At 36.0% G+C, this 17,256-nt stretch carries 14 protein-coding genes and 2 riboswitches; of the genes, 12 read left to right on the top strand and 2 right to left on the bottom strand.

What is annotated here, in order from left to right; all coding sequences use genetic code 11:
* Positions 1 to 107 precede the first annotated feature (107 nt).
* A riboswitch (cyclic di-GMP riboswitch) is annotated at positions 108 to 194 on the top strand.
* A 164-nt stretch (positions 195 to 358) separates the two neighbouring features.
* From ACIQXF_RS11015 to ACIQXF_RS10995, 5 genes are all read left to right on the top strand, one after another.
* Positions 359 to 733, top strand: coding sequence for a hypothetical protein (locus ACIQXF_RS11015; RefSeq protein ID WP_402782759.1), 375 nt, complete (start codon positions 359 to 361; stop codon positions 731 to 733).
* A 45-nt stretch (positions 734 to 778) separates the two neighbouring features.
* Positions 779 to 1,492 (top strand): hypothetical protein, encoded by a 714-nt coding sequence (locus ACIQXF_RS11010; protein WP_402782757.1) that lies wholly within the window; start codon positions 779 to 781, stop codon positions 1,490 to 1,492.
* 40 nt (positions 1,493 to 1,532) lie between these two features.
* Positions 1,533 to 2,630, top strand: a complete 1,098-nt coding sequence (locus ACIQXF_RS11005; RefSeq protein ID WP_402782755.1) for a methyl-accepting chemotaxis protein — start codon at positions 1,533 to 1,535, stop codon at positions 2,628 to 2,630.
* Between the two features lie 410 nt (positions 2,631 to 3,040).
* Positions 3,041 to 4,012: a tRNA dihydrouridine synthase gene (locus ACIQXF_RS11000; RefSeq protein WP_402782753.1), complete on the top strand. Its 972-nt coding sequence runs from the start codon at positions 3,041 to 3,043 to the stop codon at positions 4,010 to 4,012.
* A gap of 388 nt (positions 4,013 to 4,400) precedes the next feature.
* The gene (locus ACIQXF_RS10995) at positions 4,401 to 5,672 is read left to right on the top strand and encodes a YceG family protein (protein ID WP_402782751.1); all 1,272 of its coding nucleotides are present in this window, start codon (positions 4,401 to 4,403) and stop codon (positions 5,670 to 5,672) included.
* Positions 5,673 to 6,191: 519 nt separating this feature from the next.
* Here ACIQXF_RS10995 and ACIQXF_RS10990 read toward each other — a convergent pair.
* On the bottom strand, positions 6,192 to 6,389 hold the full coding sequence (locus tag ACIQXF_RS10990) for an alpha/beta-type small acid-soluble spore protein (RefSeq protein WP_285399819.1): 198 nt from the start codon (positions 6,387 to 6,389) through the stop codon (positions 6,192 to 6,194).
* A gap of 196 nt (positions 6,390 to 6,585) precedes the next feature.
* On the opposite strand from ACIQXF_RS10990, the gene ACIQXF_RS10985 reads away from it, so the two are divergent.
* From ACIQXF_RS10985 to ACIQXF_RS10955, 7 genes are all read left to right on the top strand, one after another.
* A complete protein-coding gene (locus ACIQXF_RS10985) occupies positions 6,586 to 7,080 on the top strand; it encodes a YehS family protein (RefSeq protein WP_402782750.1) in 495 nt (164 codons plus the stop codon).
* 204 nt (positions 7,081 to 7,284) lie between these two features.
* A complete protein-coding gene (locus ACIQXF_RS10980) occupies positions 7,285 to 7,479 on the top strand; it encodes a hypothetical protein (protein ID WP_402782749.1) in 195 nt (64 codons plus the stop codon).
* A 238-nt stretch (positions 7,480 to 7,717) separates the two neighbouring features.
* A riboswitch (cyclic di-GMP riboswitch) is annotated at positions 7,718 to 7,803 on the top strand.
* Positions 7,804 to 7,908: 105 nt separating this feature from the next.
* Positions 7,909 to 9,660: a methyl-accepting chemotaxis protein gene (locus ACIQXF_RS10975; RefSeq protein ID WP_402782748.1), complete on the top strand. Its 1,752-nt coding sequence runs from the start codon at positions 7,909 to 7,911 to the stop codon at positions 9,658 to 9,660.
* Positions 9,650 to 10,402, top strand: a complete 753-nt coding sequence (locus tag ACIQXF_RS10970) for an SDR family NAD(P)-dependent oxidoreductase (protein WP_402782747.1) — start codon at positions 9,650 to 9,652, stop codon at positions 10,400 to 10,402. The genes ACIQXF_RS10975 and ACIQXF_RS10970 overlap by 11 nt, the downstream gene beginning before the upstream one ends.
* A 24-nt stretch (positions 10,403 to 10,426) precedes the next feature.
* Positions 10,427 to 11,923 carry a sodium:solute symporter family protein gene (locus ACIQXF_RS10965; protein ID WP_402782746.1) on the top strand — a complete coding sequence of 499 codons (1,497 nt, stop codon included), beginning with the start codon at positions 10,427 to 10,429 and terminating at the stop codon, positions 11,921 to 11,923.
* 240 nt (positions 11,924 to 12,163) lie between these two features.
* Positions 12,164 to 13,909 carry a methyl-accepting chemotaxis protein gene (locus tag ACIQXF_RS10960; RefSeq protein ID WP_402782745.1) on the top strand — a complete coding sequence of 582 codons (1,746 nt, stop codon included), beginning with the start codon at positions 12,164 to 12,166 and terminating at the stop codon, positions 13,907 to 13,909.
* A gap of 85 nt (positions 13,910 to 13,994) precedes the next feature.
* Positions 13,995 to 14,681 (top strand): hypothetical protein, encoded by a 687-nt coding sequence (locus tag ACIQXF_RS10955; protein WP_402782744.1) that lies wholly within the window; start codon positions 13,995 to 13,997, stop codon positions 14,679 to 14,681.
* A 677-nt stretch (positions 14,682 to 15,358) separates the two neighbouring features.
* On the opposite strand, the gene ACIQXF_RS10950 is transcribed toward ACIQXF_RS10955, so the two are convergent.
* Positions 15,359 to 17,053: a methyl-accepting chemotaxis protein gene (locus ACIQXF_RS10950; protein ID WP_402782743.1), complete on the bottom strand. Its 1,695-nt coding sequence runs from the start codon at positions 17,051 to 17,053 to the stop codon at positions 15,359 to 15,361.
* Between the last annotated feature and the right edge of the window lie 203 nt (positions 17,054 to 17,256).

Below are 17,256 nucleotides of genomic sequence, written 5' to 3'. Positions count from 1 at the left end.
AATTTCTCTAATTCAACCGATATTCTCTAGATAAAATTGCCTACCGTCGACAAAATTTGACAAAACATTTATAATCAAATTGTAATATGTTAGTGTTATTTTAATAAAATTGAAAAAGGCAAACTTATCGAAAGGTAAGGACGCAAAGCTACGAGTCTAAAATCCTCTTGGATAATGATAGTCGGGTTGCCAAGATAATAAGTGATTTTTTGGCTATCCTAATTATATTCTGGGATAGTTTTTTTTTGGAAAAAAATCAAAGGACTGATTCCAATCAATCGTAGCGACAGATGTGATATTTATTACTAAAATGCTAACAGTTTTAAAAAATTAGAAAATTACGAAAAGGGGATTTGAAATGATAGTCGTTGATAAAGAGAAATATAAAATGGCGATCTATGAAGCAAAAAAAGAAGTACACGTCCAAGTAATAGGGTTTGTTAAAGCAGCTCTTGTAGAGGATTATATGAAAGATTTAGAAGAGACAGTGGCAAAAGTACAGAAAAATACATATACATTTGTTGTTGATGCAACATATCAATCGCCTCTTCCTTCAAAGGTTTCAACAGAGCTAGGACAAACACTAATGTTTTATGCATCACTAGGCTTCAAAGAAATATTTATTGTTAATCCATCCTCTAAAATTGCATATGTGCAAGTGCGAAATGCTTTAGAGGGAGTTAATTTCCCAGGAACCGTAGTCGACAATGTTTCACAATTACCAATGCGTTAGTCATTAATGAACTATAATCAAATTTTGAAAAAGAGGAATTTTACGATGCAAACAATTCAAGAATTATATACATATGAAATACTTACAAAAGACCAACCAGATTTAATTGAAAAGGCAGCAGAATGTTTAGCAAAAACCTTTACTGGGGTAGAAGTTGCTGGCAAATGGGTGCAAGAACCGATTATCGGGTACGCCTTACAACTACCTTACGAAGATTTCTATCAATTTACGAAGGAATATATTGAAGCAAATGTTCATCAAGGATACTGTGCTATTGCACTAGATGAAGAGCAAAATGTTGTAGGCGCACTAGTTGGAGATACGAATGTCCTTGAAATTATCGAAGGGGATATTTTTGAAGGCACGTTTGCTGACATGAATATAGTAATGCGTGTATTAGAGGATATTGATGAACGTTTCCTAGAAGATTATAAGAATCGTTTTGGAAAAGATATGGAAGATGGAGAAATACTACATTTATTTTTATTAGGTGTAATTGCTGAACATAATCGTCATGATATAGTACAAAGTTTAGGTGATGTATTAATAAAAAAAGCAACAGAAGAAGGCTTAAGATTAGTGTTAGCTGAAGCGACAAATCCAAAGTCAATGCGTTTGCTGGAGAAGTATCACGGCCTGACAAAGTATATAAACGTAGAAGGGGACTTTATTGTACATAAGTATGAAAGTAATGAAAATCTAAGCAGTATTCCATCGACTGTAGCAGATGGAATTTACATCATTGTAAAAGAACTATAACATTTCATCACTAATACGTTAGAATAGGAGAATTTTTTTCATGGAAGCTATTATGTTAGGGATAATTGTAGTTTTATTATGTACATCTTTGTATTTTGCTTACCGATATTTTTCACTTAAACGTAATTCCCATATAAATAAAAAGGTACTAAATGGAATGAACGAATTGTCAGCAGGTCAAGTAAGTGAAAAATTTAACAAATTCGCAAATAATGTGAATAAAAAAGGTGAGAATCTTTTAGAACATGGAGAATACGCAACTGAGAAGGCTGATACTGTAAGGGCCGCAATCGATGAAGTCGGTAAAGGGTTAAAAAAGCAACTAGTTGCTACCGAAGAGAGTTCTACTTCTATCGAAGACATCACAGTGGCTATTGAAGAACTATCTATAAGATCAAACCAAATTTCAGAACAATCGAATACGACGTTAGAATTGACGCAGGAAGGTAATGAAAAGTTAAAAGATTCGATGGTGAACATGAAGCAATTTAATCAAACGATTAATACGACGTTTGATGCGATCAATATTCTTGGAGAAAAATCGTACGAAATTGGTAACATTGTTAAAGTAATTACGGGGATTTCAGAGCAAATAAATTTATTGGCATTGAACGCAGCTATCGAAGCAGCTCGTGCAGGTGAACACGGTAAAGGGTTTGCTGTAGTTGCTGATGAAGTTCGTAAATTAGCTGAACAATCACATCAGTCAGCTGGTGAAGTTTCGAATATTGTGAAAAATATTCAAGAAGAGACGAACAAAGTTGTAACTTCAATGAAGCAAGGAACAGAGGAATTTGAACAAACAAATATAAAAATCTTAGAAATTGGGGAGATGTTTGAAAAAATCGTAGAGACTACAAAAATTATTGCTGAAAATAATGCGAATTCATCTGCAAGTACAGAAGAATTATCTTCAAGTTCTCTGCAAATTATGGAAGCAATGAGGGATATTTCTTTCATTTCACGAGAATCAGTTGAAATGTTTGAAGAGTTAGTTGGAATTAGCGATGACGAATTAAATACAATGCAAAAACTAGTTGAAGAAGCAGAGTATCTTGTAGATTTAAAAAAGAACGCCGAAAAATTACTTTCTTCATTAAATCATGGTACCGAAAATAATGTCGTTGTAGGTGTATAAAGATATATTTATCTTTAGATTTATAAGTATTAAATGAAATATAAAAGCAGACGGTTTAGAAATGCGACATTGCACCTCTAATTGGCCGTCTGCTTTTACCATTATTTTTATAGTCTTCGCGACTGGCTAGTCTCACCATATTGTGAAGCGATAGCATGGTGGAGTTGGTATAATAGAAAAGCAGTTGAAATCTATACTGCTTTTTGGTTTATAAAAATACCATTTAGGACCGACTTTCGATAAAATAACATTGCTGATTTTTTTCACAAATTATATAAATGTCCAAATATACTTGTATTTGATAACTGGTTATTAAGCATGATATAAGTGTTGACGAAGTGGAACATTTAGCTTTATATTTTTGACCGAGAGTTGAAGGTGTAACCATAGTGAGAGGATTTGAGTTTGAAATGATAGATAATTTTTGGCGTGATTTACCACGACCATTTTTTGTACTTGCACCAATGGAAGATGTGACAGATGTTGTTTTTCGTCACGTAGTAAGTGAAGCCGGTCGACCGGATGTATTTTTCACAGAGTTTACAAATTCGGATAGCTATTGTCATCCAGAGGGCATGAAAAGTGTGCGTGGGCGTTTGATTTTTACAGAAGATGAACAGCCAATGGTGGCACATATTTGGGGAGATAATCCAGAATATTTTCGTCAAATGAGTATTGGTATGGCAGAGCTGGGGTTTAAAGGCATCGATATTAATATGGGCTGCCCTGTACCGAATGTGGCATCGAGAGGGAAAGGCAGTGGCCTTATTCTGCGTCCAGACGTTGCGGCAGAACTTATTCAAGCAGCAAAAGCGGGCGGATTACCTGTCAGCGTAAAAACACGACTTGGCTATAACGACGTAAATGAGTGGGGGGAGTGGCTATCGCATATTTTAAAACAGGATATTGCAAATCTTTCTATTCATTTACGTACCAGAAAGGAAATGAGCCAAGTAGATGCGCATTGGGAGCTTATTCCGGAAATCAAAAAATTACGTGACCAAATCGCCCCAAATACGCTACTAACAATCAATGGAGACATTCCTGACCGTCAAACTGGGCTGCAGCTTGCTGATCAATATGGTATTGATGGCGTTATGATCGGGCGAGGTATTTTTAAAAATCCTTTTGCTTTTGAAAAAGAGCCAAAAGAGCATAGCAGTAAAGAGTACCTTGATCTTTTAAGACTGCAGCTTGATCTTCAAGATCAATATGCGGAAGCACTACCACGTTCCATCACAGGGCTTCATCGCTTTTTCAAAATTTATGTCAAAGGATTCCGTGGAGCAGGAGAATTAAGAAATCAATTGATGAACACGAAATCAACAGATGAAGTACGTACATTGCTTGATAACTTTGAAAAGAATGCTGAAGGGAAATGAATCACATCCACTCAATTGTACTTATTTTTTCCGTTTAAAGTTCCCATGAGCCAGCACCTCATTTAAAAAAATAGCTAAACGTTTAAGAAGTCAACTACTCTTGGGGTGTTGACTTCTCTTTTTTTTATGAGTTGAGGAGAAACTTAACTTAGCTTTGAACCAGATAATAATGTGGCAAAGCATTTATATGAGGCTTTAAGCAGATGGCTGAGTGATAGATGGAGAAATTGTTTACAGACTAAATATTAAAAACACAAAATTGATGAAAAAAGGATTTAGAGGAATATAAGCGAATTGTATATAAGTGCCAAAATATATAAATATACGGCTCATCACCAAACGTTTTGGTGATGAGCCAAATATACGTGCTTATAGGAGATGGAAGGATATGATTGTGACAACTAGACCTCTAAAAATTAAATATAAAAAGCCGGACAATCCTCTTGAGGAGTTTATGCAAAACATTCAATACAATAGCTCCCTTACAAAAGAAGTTGTTTTTCTACGATATATTGGTATACCTGATTCTGTAGATCTTTATAAGGAAGATATTTTAAAAATGGATGAGTATTTTTATGCAAAAAAGCAAAGTGTACTTTATTTACGATTACATAAGCTTGAGGTCATTACCAATAAAGAAGATGTAGACCGACTAACGAAACTTTGGGGAAATTTCCAAGACGTTGTTAATAACCCTCCGTTACTTTATGAGACACCTTTATGCAGTAGATTAAAGAAAGATCAACTTGAATGGACAAAAAAGCTTAGCTTTCAAGAAATCATCCATATTTATGAAGAAAATCACCCTAATTCCAATGCCACTTTATTAAAAAACTTTGCAGTAAAATTTTTATACTGGATGGATTATTATTTACCTCAAATTTTTTCTGAGAATAACCAAACAGTGCAGAAAATTGTTTTTATTGGTAATATTACTCAACATGAATTATTATTCTTATATTTCTTATCGACACTTGGTTGTGATATCTGTTATATGAATCCTAAAGAAGACATTCCAAATTTGCTTCCAAACATAGCAGCGTCATCTACTCTATATAAGTGTCGTGATTTCTACGAAAAGGAAATAGTAATACCTAAATCTTTGCCTAGGAAGAGTACACTGCCGCAACAAACAACGATTCTTCCGGTTCAGAGTAAGACTACAGGAGAGTGTAGCTATGAGCAATTAGCTTCTTTAGCCACATCTGTTGTAATGATTAAAACGTTTGGAGCGGATCACAAGGTGTTATGCTTTGGTTCTGGTGTCGTTCTTCATCAAGATGGTTATATTTTAACAAACCTGCATGTTGTGAGTGGTGGGGAATATTATTCTGTGCTATATGAAAACGATACGAACGAATATATAACACATCGATTTGTGAAATATCATGATATGCATGATTTGGCCATTCTTAAAGTGGATAGAATAAGCAAACCATTACCCGTTAAAGTTGAAGGTCAATTAGTTCGAGGTCAGAAAATCGTTGCTATTGGCAGTCCTCTAGGATTATTTAACTCTGTTTCTGATGGAATTGTTTCTGGTTTTCGGGATATTCGAAATATGTCTATGATTCAATTTACGGCGGCCATTTCAAACGGAAGTTCTGGCTTTATTGGATATGCATGGGAGATTGGTAGGTTTGATTACAGCAGGTTTTGATGATGGTCAGAATCTTAACTTGGCAGTACCTGCTCATTTAATTTATCAATTTGCTCAAAATTTTATTGAAATGCCAAGTTAATTTCCACTATATTAAGCCATTGCTATTTCATTTTAATCTAGAATGTAGAACGAACGGGTATTTAATACGATCCAGAGAGACTGAGAAGGGCCCCGTGATATTTTTTAAGCGAATTTTACTTTGGCACGCCCTTTTGTCCTCTGAGACAGAAGGATTTTTATTGTATGCTTTAAAAACCGCTTGTTGTGTAGAGGATTCCGGAAAGCCCATAAATACTATTGCAGTTCTTTATCGTGATGCTGACCCTAAAAAAGTCAAACTAGGCATATCAACCAGGTGAAATAATTAAACATGAAAGAACGAATTCCTGTTAAAAGGGATTCGTTCTTTTTTAAGAGGAAATTTTAAGATTCAAAGTTGTGGAAAGCGTCTAAAGCACTACATCCTCGAGATCACTTCGACTCCTCGGGCTCTCCAACTCCTTAGCACATTTGTTTTTATAATAATCCTTTTGAACGTTTTTCAGCCATTTCAACGAGTCGTTTGGTAATTTCTCCTCCGACTGAACCATTGGCGCGAGAAGAAGCTTCTGGCCCTAACTGTACGTTAAATTCTTGTGCGATTTCATATTTCAATTGATCAACAGCTTCTTGTACACCTGGTACTTGAAGTTTGTTTGAGCTACGATTAGCCATTTTTCTCACCTCCTTGTGATTAGAATGGTCGAGAGTTAGCTAATCATACATTTAAAAAAGTAAAATGCACATTCTAGTAAAGTAACTTTTGGAAAGCTAGCTAAAATTGTGAATGTCTCTGCTATAATAAAGTGATGCTTCAATCTCGAGGATATGATTGTTAGAAGCGCTTTACAGTCAAAATGGAGGTTTTTAAATGACGAACAATGATATTTTAATTCGTTTAAGATATGCATTAGATATCAAAAATACAGACATGGTTGAAATTTTTAAGCTAGGAGGCATGGACTTTACGAAGGAAGAAGTATTGAACATGCTGATTAAAGTAAATGATGAGGAAGAAGCACCAGAAGCATACATCAAATGTAATAATAAAATGTTAGAGGCTTTTTTAAATGGATTTATTACCTTAAAACGAGGTCCACAAAAGCCTAAGCCTGGTCAGCCAGAAGGGGCTCTACCTGTTTCTGGAAAAGAAAGTCCTAATAATATGCTGTTAAAGAAAGTAAAGATTGCGTTAGCCTTAACGAGTGAGGAGATGCTCGATATTTTATATGATGGAGGCGTTAACGTTTCGAAAGGCGAATTAGGGGCCATTTTAAGAAATCCAAGTCATCGTAACTATAAGGAATGTGGCGATCGTTTTGTGAGAAACTTTTTAAGAGGGCTGACATATAAATATAGAGATTAAAATAATGATTAACGAAGTAGCTGCAATTTTGCAGCTGCTTTTTCAATGAGTGGATTTATATAAATAGCTCATTTATGTTTGTGAATTTCTATAAAAATCATATTTTAACTAGTTGACAAAATGTGGCGGAATTGTGTACACTTTAGTTGACACAAAGTTGTCACAAAGGGAAAAATAAATGTTTACGAACAGAGGGGTGCTTTTATGACTTATTTTGACATCTTATTAGTTGCTATCGCATGTGTTAGTACGCCACTCATTGTTGCAATTATATTAGACATCTTTTATGCAGAAAAAAAACAAGTTCGTTTTTCATTGCGTCGTACATCACTTTGGTATCTATGTATGTTTGCTTTATCTTTCATACCAACAGTCTTACTTGTCACAAACAATGTGTAAGTATTCTTAAATAGGAATAATCACTTAGGGGTGAGTGATTATTAAAAATCATACAAATAGCTACAACGTTTTGAAAAATTCGTTGTAGCTATTTTTATTTGTTTAATGAAGAGGATTATGTGCTAGCAGAGAAGATTATGTAATAGTGATCATTTCATGGTTTTAAAGTAGTATAAATAATGTGTATTTTATTCTAGTGCTATTGAATGTTTTTACCCATTGTGTTAATTTGAAGAGGAAAAAAGATGGGCAAATCTACTGAAAAGTAGAGACGCAAAGTTACAGGTCTAAGGCAATAGGTGCTATGATGGCTGTGCTGCAAAAGAGTGCTAGTTTAGTACATATATTGCTAGTTATATTCTCTGATGCCTATTTCTTTTGAAATAGGTTATTTTTTTACCAAAAACACAATGAGGGGAAGTAATAACCATGAGGTTGTTAAAAAATGCTTCATTAAAAAACAAACTTTTACTAACTGTTTCGATTATTGTTTTACTTCTAATTGCTATTATTACTACGCAAAGTATTAGGGAATTAAACAATCGAATGGCAGTCGATTTAGAACAAGAGTTAAAAAGTGTCGGTTTATTAACAGCTATGAATCTTGATAGTGATGACATAAAAGATTTATTGACGGAAAAAGGGGAAACTAACGCTGAATTTAAGAAAGTTCAAAAACAACTCGATATGATTCAAGAAGAACAAGGAATTATGAGTTGGAGCTATATTTGGGATGTGAATGATGAAGGTGGCGTTAACCCGATAGGCTACACATCTAATCTGAACGATGTATATGAAGCTGGTGAAACCTTTACTGATTTAGCAGACGAACATGTAGAAACAGCTAAACGGGCAATTAAAAATAATAGTACTGAGGTAACTAATATTTTTCAGGATCCTTATGGTTCATGGAGAACAGTATTTAGCCCTATTAAAGATGGCAATGGTAAACTCATTGCATTATTAGGCATTGATTATTCCGCTGATTACATAAATACCATCATTAAAACAAGTGTCATTAAACAAATTGTTATAGCTGTTATTGGAATTCTAATATTATTAGTTTTACTTTATATCATTATAGATCGTCTATTAAAACCTCTTAATAAAGTAGTAAATGTTGCAAACCAAGTAGCAAATGGAGAGTTAATAAGCGTTGATTTAGAAATCACAAAGGATGAAATCGGCAATTTATCTGAATCCATTAATACGATGGTTTCGAATCTACAGCACATCATTTTAAATATTAGAAATACGTCAAACAATGTATCTTCTGCTGCTAGTCAGCTAACTGCTAATGCAGCAGAAACTTATAGCAGTTCAACAAATATTGCTCAAGATATGAGACAAATCACGCAAAACGCTGAGGCATCGATGGTGATGACTGAGGAGACAGCGGCTGCAATGGAGGAAACGGCGACGGGCATTCAGCAAATTGCTGATTCAGCTAATACTGCTGCTGAATCATCTATCTCTGCTTCTCAAGCTTCAGAACGTGGAAATCATGTTGTCCAGCAAGTCATTGCACAAATGGAGTTAATTAATGAGTCTGTTGAACAAATCGGCACAACGATAAACGGATTACATGTGAATACGAAAAAAATTAGCGATATTGTAAGTCTCATTACAGCAATCGCAGATCAAACAAACCTACTAGCATTGAATGCAGCAATCGAGGCTGCAAGAGCAGGAGAGCATGGGAAAGGCTTCGCTGTTGTAGCTGACGAGGTTAGACGATTAGCGGAACAATCATCACAATCTGCCACAGAAATCTACAATTTGATTAATGCCATCCAAGCAGATTCTAATGCTTCAATCACTGTTATGGAAAAGGGTAAAGAAGATGTAAAGGCTGGTATGGAGTTTACAAATGAAGTAGGGGAAATCTTTAAAGAAATTCTTAATTCATCAGAAGAAGTTGCAAGTCAGATTCGTGAAATTTCAGCTGCGTCTCAACAAATCTCTGCTTCCTCGGAGGAAGTCGCTGCATCTGTCAATAATATTAAGCTATCTGCTGAGCAGTCATCTGAATTCTCATCAAATGTATCAACAGCAACTCAGGAGCAATTAACAAATATGCAAGAAGTGAAAGAGGCATCTACTTCATTAGGAAAAACAGCAGAAGAGCTACAAGAAATTGTAGCAAAATTTAAGTTGGAGCATGATCATAATGGAAATTAATTTTAAAAGGAAAAATGTACTAATTACAGGTTCGAGTAAAGGAATCGGCAAAGCCATTGCTTTAGGCTTTGCTAAGCAAGGAGCCAATATATTAATCAATTATATTGGAGATCATAAGGAAGCAGAAGAAGTTCGAGTACAAGCCGAACAGTTTGGCGTACAAGCTTATAAATTCAATGCAGATGTCTCCAATTCTCAGCAAGTACAAGACATGTATCAATATATGGATATGCATCTAGGAGCTATTGATATCCTTGTTAATAATGCAGGGTTTGCCCAGGCTTCAAGCATTACGGATTTAACAGATGAACAGTGGGATAAAATGATTAAAGTCCATCTATACGGTTGTTTCTACAATTGTCGAGAAGCGGCAAAAAGAATGAAAGAACAAAACAGAGGAAAGATTATTAATATTTCTTCTGATATTGGTAGTTTAGGTTGTGAGGAATTTACACATTACTCTGCGGCAAAGGGTGGCATCAATGCATTTACGAAAGCTTTGGCGCGAGAGTTAGCACCTGCTATATTGGTCAATGCAGTAGCTCCTAGTGGAACCTTTACAGACATTCTTAAGGAATTTGGCGAAAACTATGTAGAGGAAGAGTCTGCTAAATATCCTTTAAAACGATTAGCCCAACCAGAAGAAATCGCAAAAAGTGTACTATTTTTAGCTTCGGAAAATGCGAATTTCTATACGGGTCAAATATTGACGCCTAATGGTGGAGTCGTTATGAACGGATAATGTAGAAAACTAAGGAGCAATACTATGTTAAATATAATCATCTTTAGCTTATACTTACTATTTATTTATTACATTGGCTATAAGGGATACAAACGAGTTAATACAGCGGAGGATTTAATTGTTGCTGGATGGAGTATGCCTTTATCTGTTGTCACTGGAAGCCTAGTTGCTGCATTATTAGCTGCCCCGTTCTTTTTTGCAGCAGTAGGCTCTGGTTACACAAGTGGAGGCTTTGAAGGGTCAGCAACAATGGGGGGTTTAGGAACTTGTATGATTCTGGGGGCACTCATTTGGACGAAGCCACTTCGAAGATTAAAGGGGTGGACCCTCGCAGATTACTACGGATTGAGATATGGCAGTAAAAAGCTAGGTGCTTATACGGGAGTCGTGATGGCGATTGCCTTCGGTGTCTTTAATGCAGCTGCTTTAACAGTTGGTGGAACATATATTATTCAGCAACTGTTACAAATTGATTTCGTTCCTGCGGCATTGCTATTTGTGTCATTAACCGCCCTATATTCTGTTATCGGTGGTTTATGGGCGGTGGCCTACACGGAAATTGTTCAAGGTGCTCTAGCAGTTGCAGGTATAGTAGGGATTACAATATTTATCTTATTCTATTACCCAGATGTGACCTTTAACCCAGAGTGGTGGAATATTAGTGAATTATTCAATAAAGCTGGGGCAGAATTTTGGACCCTCTATCTTGTATTAGCTCTTGGGGATATTCCGGCAGTGGACTTAGGCCAAAGGGTAGCAGCCGCGAAAAGTCCAAAAGTAGCACAGCGTAGTATGATTATAGCTGGGACAATTATTATTGCTATCAGCTGGATTCCTGGTATGTTAGGAGAAGCATTCAAAACGATTTATCCTAATAGTACAAATCCAGAGACATTAATGCTTGCCTTTGCCCAAGGATATTTCCCACCGCTATTAGCAGCCATCTTTTTAACAGCAATGGCAGCGATGGGAATGTCTACTGTAGCAGCATGTTATGTTGCGACTTCAGGTATTGTTACAAAAAACATTTATTTAGACTTTATTAATCATACCCCTGATCCTAAAAAGCTATTAAGATTTTCAAGACTTATTATTCTTGTGAGTGCTTTACTAGGTTTAGTGCTAGCGGTCAGCTTCCAGAAAGTCATTGATTTAGCTTATTTAGCGTGGGATATTATATTCGTAACAATTTTCTGGCCAATTGTGCTAGGTCCATTTTGGAAGCGAGTAAGTACTCCTGCCGTTTGGACAAGTATCTCTGTGGGGTTAGTCTATTACATTATTACTTCGTTAACACATGTTCCTAGTCTAACTATCCAATCAGGAGGTTTCTTAGGTTTATTAAATGAACTATGGCAAGCACCTGTTTTCTCAGGCGTTGTCATTACAGGTATTACAATTGTTGTTGTAAGTTTACTGATACCGCCAACACAACATGTGCTTGATATGCATAACATTGAAAAAGACAAGACTTTAGACAATGTTGGTAGTAAGGAAGAGTTAATGGAACATTCAAATTGATAACAACATGAAACACAAGAGCATTGCTAATTCAATGTTCTCGTGTTTTTTTGTTGCCAAAAAGGATACTTAGAAATGATAGGTTCTAGCTTTTTTTAGCAAGTAAATGCCAATATTTTAAAAATATCAACATTATACTAGGAAAAATATTGTAAAATTTAAAACTCCTGATATTCTTAAATTTGGGGAATATACCATGGTAGTAAATGGCATATTAAAATAGTCAAAGGGAGTTCATCGATGAGAAGTAGCTTAAAGATTAAAATGTTAATGGTTTTTTCAATTTTACTTGTTATTTCGTGTTTTCTAATTAGCTTTTTTATTTATCGTTCATCGTTAGATTTAGTGAAAGAGACTGTTGGTCAACAAAACTTACCTATGATTGATCATGCAATCTCTAAGATAGATGATAGAGAGTATCAAAATTTAGAAGTGGGTGCTAAAAAGGAAGGGTATTATCAAGAATTACAAGAAGAGCTAGGCTCTGTTAAAGAGTTTTATGATGTATCTAGTTTGTATACGATGTCTCGTGTGAAAAAGGGTGAAGACTACGATTACTACTATATGGTAGATAGTACGCCAAGTGAGGAATCATCGATTGGTGCTAAAGAGGAATCACCTGAATCCTATCCTAAAATGAAACAAGTATTTGAAACAGGGAAAGTACAATTTCAGTTATCAAATGATGCACAATATGGTGCTATACTAGCAATTTATGCTCCGATAAAAAATAAGGCGGGAGAAGTAATTGGATTATTGGGGGCAGATTTGGATGCCACAGAAGTTTATGTAGCCATGGATGCCAATCAAATGAAAATTATTACTATTACACTGATTGTCTTAATAGTAGGAATCTGCATTGTTTATTTCTTCACAGATTATTTAACGAAACCTATACGAAAATTAACATCACAAGTGAGAAAAGTTGGTAATGGTGATTTAACTGTCGAGATAGAAACTGGTCGAAAAGATGAAATTGGACTTCTAACACAAGCATTTCAACAGATGGTATTAGATTTACAAAATATCATTCTTGGCATTAATGTTGGGTCCAAGCAGTTAATTGACACGACCAATTCAGTTGCTAAGAGTAGCGAGAAGGCAAGTGAAGCAATTAGTCAGATTTCTGCGTCCGTTCAGGAAGTATCTGCAGGAGCGCATGCACAGTATAAAAGCTCGGAGGAAAGCTCTGTTACATTAGAGCAAATGTCAGAGGGCATTCAACAAATTGCAGAAGCTTCTTCCAATGTATCTCAATTATCATCGATTAGCTTACAAAACGTAGAGCTCGGAAATAGTAGCATTGAAAAAGTGATTCATCAAATGAATGTTATTCATCAATCTGTTCAGTTATCGGCAAATGCAATTAAAAAACTCGAGAATCAATCAAACGAAGTTTCACTTATTATTAATATCATTCGTGACATTGCTTCACAAACGAATTTACTTGCCTTAAATGCTGCGATTGAAGCGGCGAGAGCAGGTGAATCTGGAAAGGGCTTCGCTGTAGTAGCTGAGGAAGTAAGAAAGCTAGCAGAGCAATCGGAAACATCAGCAAATAGCATATCGGATTTGATTTCTAACATAAATGTGGATACGAGTTTAACAGTACAAACAATGAATGTTGTGACAGAAAATGTAGAAGACGGTATCCAAGCTGTTGAAGAAGCTGGAAAATCATTTGAAAGTATTCTTCACTCTATTCAGGGCGTAGTATCTCATACGAAGCAAGTTTCTGTAACTTCAGAAGAAATGTCAGCATTCTCGGAGGAAATCACAGCAGGAGTAATGGAAACGACGATGCTTGCAAATAAGGCTGCAAAGGCAACTGAAAGTGTGGTCGGTCGAACAATTGAACAGGAAAACTACAATCAAGATATCCTTCATGCCGTTTTAAGGCTAAATAAAATGGCGGAAGAACTTGAAAAGACTGTTTCAAAGTTTGATGTAGGTATCAAAAATACAGACAATTCCCACGTAATTTAAGAATGAAAAGATAATCGTTAGAATAAAATTCTACTACTATGGATGTAATTTTGCTATCGATTATCTTTTTGAGGGTGGGATATTGATGAAAACCTTTTTTCTTTTTTTACTAGGGGTTATCTATTTATTGCTAGCAAATGCTATGGAGACAGCTATCTTTAGTAGACTTTATTTTTATATTGCTTTGGGGCTAGTCATTGCAGGAAGTATTCGTTATGTGAAAGAGCGCAATCTATCTTTAAGCAGGTTCAATGAAATGAAAGACGCTAGTGAGGAGGAGCTTAAGGCTATTCCTCATACACATTGCGTAATATCAAATGATTGCTTAAGTGCTTTGTTGTTAGACGAACCTACGAATACACTTTTTCTTGCGAGCAGGGAAGATTTTGATGAGGAATTGATTAAAAGAGAAATCCCATTCAATAAAATATATGAGGTTGCTATTGTAGAGGACGAAGCGTTTATTGCAAGAACTAGCAATAACTTAATAAGTGGTTCATTACTGGGGGAAAATCCCGAATTAGAGGACGAGGAATTAGATGAGGATGACTCTGATTATAATACGGTGTCTCAATTGGTCTTAAAAATCGTAGCTGACCATCTAGCTGACCCAATTTTAGAATATGTTTTCATGGATAACATGAAGCCTATATCAAAAGAAGAGGATGAGTATCAAGAAGCACTGGAGTTGTGTGAGAAATGGTATCAGAAAATAAGTGTTATTATAAAGCGACATGAGCTTGAAAGAGTGCCAATCAGGCATTGGCAGTGACATCTTTTAGCCAAAAGAAAAGCTATCTCGGATGTTGTGTCGAGATAGCTTTTTTAGTTATAGTCTATGAACTAGCGGTTGTACTAAAGAATCACTAACTGTTCAGGTGGCAGCCAAAACCGCTCAGGTACACTAAAGACCTGCTCAGGTAGCGGCCAAAACTGCTCGGGTACACTAAAGAACTGATCAGGTAGCAGCCAAAACTGCTCGGGTACAGCAAAGAACCGCTCAGGTGGCAGCCAAAATCGCTCGGGTACGCTAAAGAACAGCTCAGGTAGCAGCCAAAATCGCTCGGGTACGCCAAAGACCTGCTCAGGTGGCGGCCAAAACTGCTCGGGTACACTAAAGACCTGCTCAGGTAGCAGCCAAAACTGCTCAGGTACAGCAAAGAACCGCTCAGGTACACCAAAGAACTGATCAGGTAGCGGCCAAAACTGCTCGGGTACACTAAAGAACTGCTCAGGTAGCGACCAAAACCGCTCAGGTAGCAGCCAAAATTGCTCAGGTACAGCAAAGAACAGCTCAGGTAGCAGTTAAAATCGCTCAGGTACACCAAGAACAGCTCAGGTAGCGACCAAAATAGCTCAGGTACGCCAAAGACCTGCTCAGGTAGAGACCAAAACTACTCGGGGACACCATAAATCACTCAAGTCACAAAAAGGGTCAAGAGGTGTAACTTAAATTTTGAATTTCTGTAGTTGTGTGTTTAACTCTTCAGCCATACCAGCGAGCTGATTTGCACTCTTCGAAATTTCTTCCATAGTAGCAGCTGTCTCTTCTACAGTTGCTGTTGTTTGTTCTACGCCAGCAGCAGATTCTTGAGAAATAGAAGCCATTTCATCAACAGAAGCATTGATGGATTCGGAATTTTGAGCAAGTCTATTTAAATTGCCCGAAATGACATTAATGTTTTGAATCATATCCTCGACAGCTTTTGAGATTTGTTCAAAGGTTTCGTTCGTTTGATTTAGTTGAACTGTTCCTTTTTTTACTTCCTCATAGCCAGATTGTAAAGCAGTTGTTACATTCCCTGTTTCACCTTGAATACGGTTAACGATTGTTGAAATATCAGTGACAGAGAATTGAACTTGTTCCGCAAGCTTGCGAACTTCATCAGCGACAACTGCAAAACCTTTACCATGCTCTCCTGCACGTGCCGCTTCGATGGCAGCATTTAAGGCGAGTAAATTTGTTTGATTTGAAATATCATCAATAACTGAAACGAGCTTGGAAATTTCAGTAGACTGCTCGTTTAAGCCTTCCACTTTTTTCACTGAATCTAAAACAATCTTATTAATGGCTGCCATTTGTTGCGTTGATTGTACCATTAAGCCTTTGCCTGAGGTTGTTAAATTTTGTACATGATCTGAATGCTCTTTTAATTCAAAGCCTTCTTGAGTTGTTTCATGAATACTACGTTGGAAAGAAGTCATTGATTCAGCTAAATCACCTGCCGTTGATGCTTGTGATTCTGTGCCAGAGGCAAGTTCCTGCATGGTAACAGTAATTTGCTCTGTACCAGTTTGTACCTCATTAGCAGATTGGGCAAGCTCTTCGCTACTAGCTGCTACTGTTTCGGAAACAGTATAAATAGAGCTAATTGTTTGCTTTAATTTATCATTCAGTTCATTGGCAGAAAGCATTAGATTTCCAATTTCATCCCGGTGTGTTACTGGTAATGGTTGATGTTGTAGATTGCCATCCGCCAATTCGCTCATGCGTTTTGAAACAACAATAATAGGCTTAGATATTTTACCTGCAGTAACAATGGCAATGCCAATTCCTATCATCAACAGGATAAGGCTAAAAATGGACCCAATTGCTTTATTGCTTAAACTTATGGATACTACATCATTTCCTACCTCAGTAATGGCATCTGAGCGTTTATTTGCTAAATCTTCATAGCCAATTCGAACTTCGGTTACAAGATTATTAATAGCCGTTAAATTTTTTAATGCGGAATCTTTATCACCACTTTTATAAACATCGAATACTTCTGTATTTACACGATTGCTCCATTCGCGTGCCTTTTCCACTAGCTTCGCACGTTCAGGGGTGTTTTCGTATTTTTCCACAATACTATTACTTTCCTCAGCAATTTGACGATATTGATTAAAAGTCTCAATGTACTTTTCGTCACCAGATACAACATAGCTTAAAGCTGAGGATAGACGAACATTCATAGACATAGCTAAATCTTTACTTGCAGTTAGGACAATTAAATCTTCATTTACTAAACCTTCTGCTTGTTTTTCCATCGTAGTATTGGAAATGTATGTATAGGTTGTGAAAGTAACAACCAATACTAACAAAAGAAGAAATGCACTTAAAATTCGAGCTTTAAGCGTTTTAAACTGAAATATCCCTTTCATCTTTTCCCATCCTTTTATTAGTTCATAATCTTTAAAATGTAAATTGTTATAGTACAAATATATTCTATAACTAAATCTATTTATAAATAAGTCCTTTTAATAGGAAATATTAAAAATAGTTTTTTAGTACAATAACAAATCGTGGTTATTAATTATTGGTAGTTAAATGTATATGTCTAAATGAGGATTCTAAATTTTTAAAA

It is taken from the genome of Lysinibacillus sp. NPDC097231, from assembly GCF_044761885.1.
Classification (GTDB): domain Bacteria; phylum Bacillota; class Bacilli; order Bacillales_A; family Planococcaceae; genus Lysinibacillus.
Note: the sequence above shows the minus strand (reverse complement) of the source record. Positions and strands in the feature narration are given on the sequence as shown.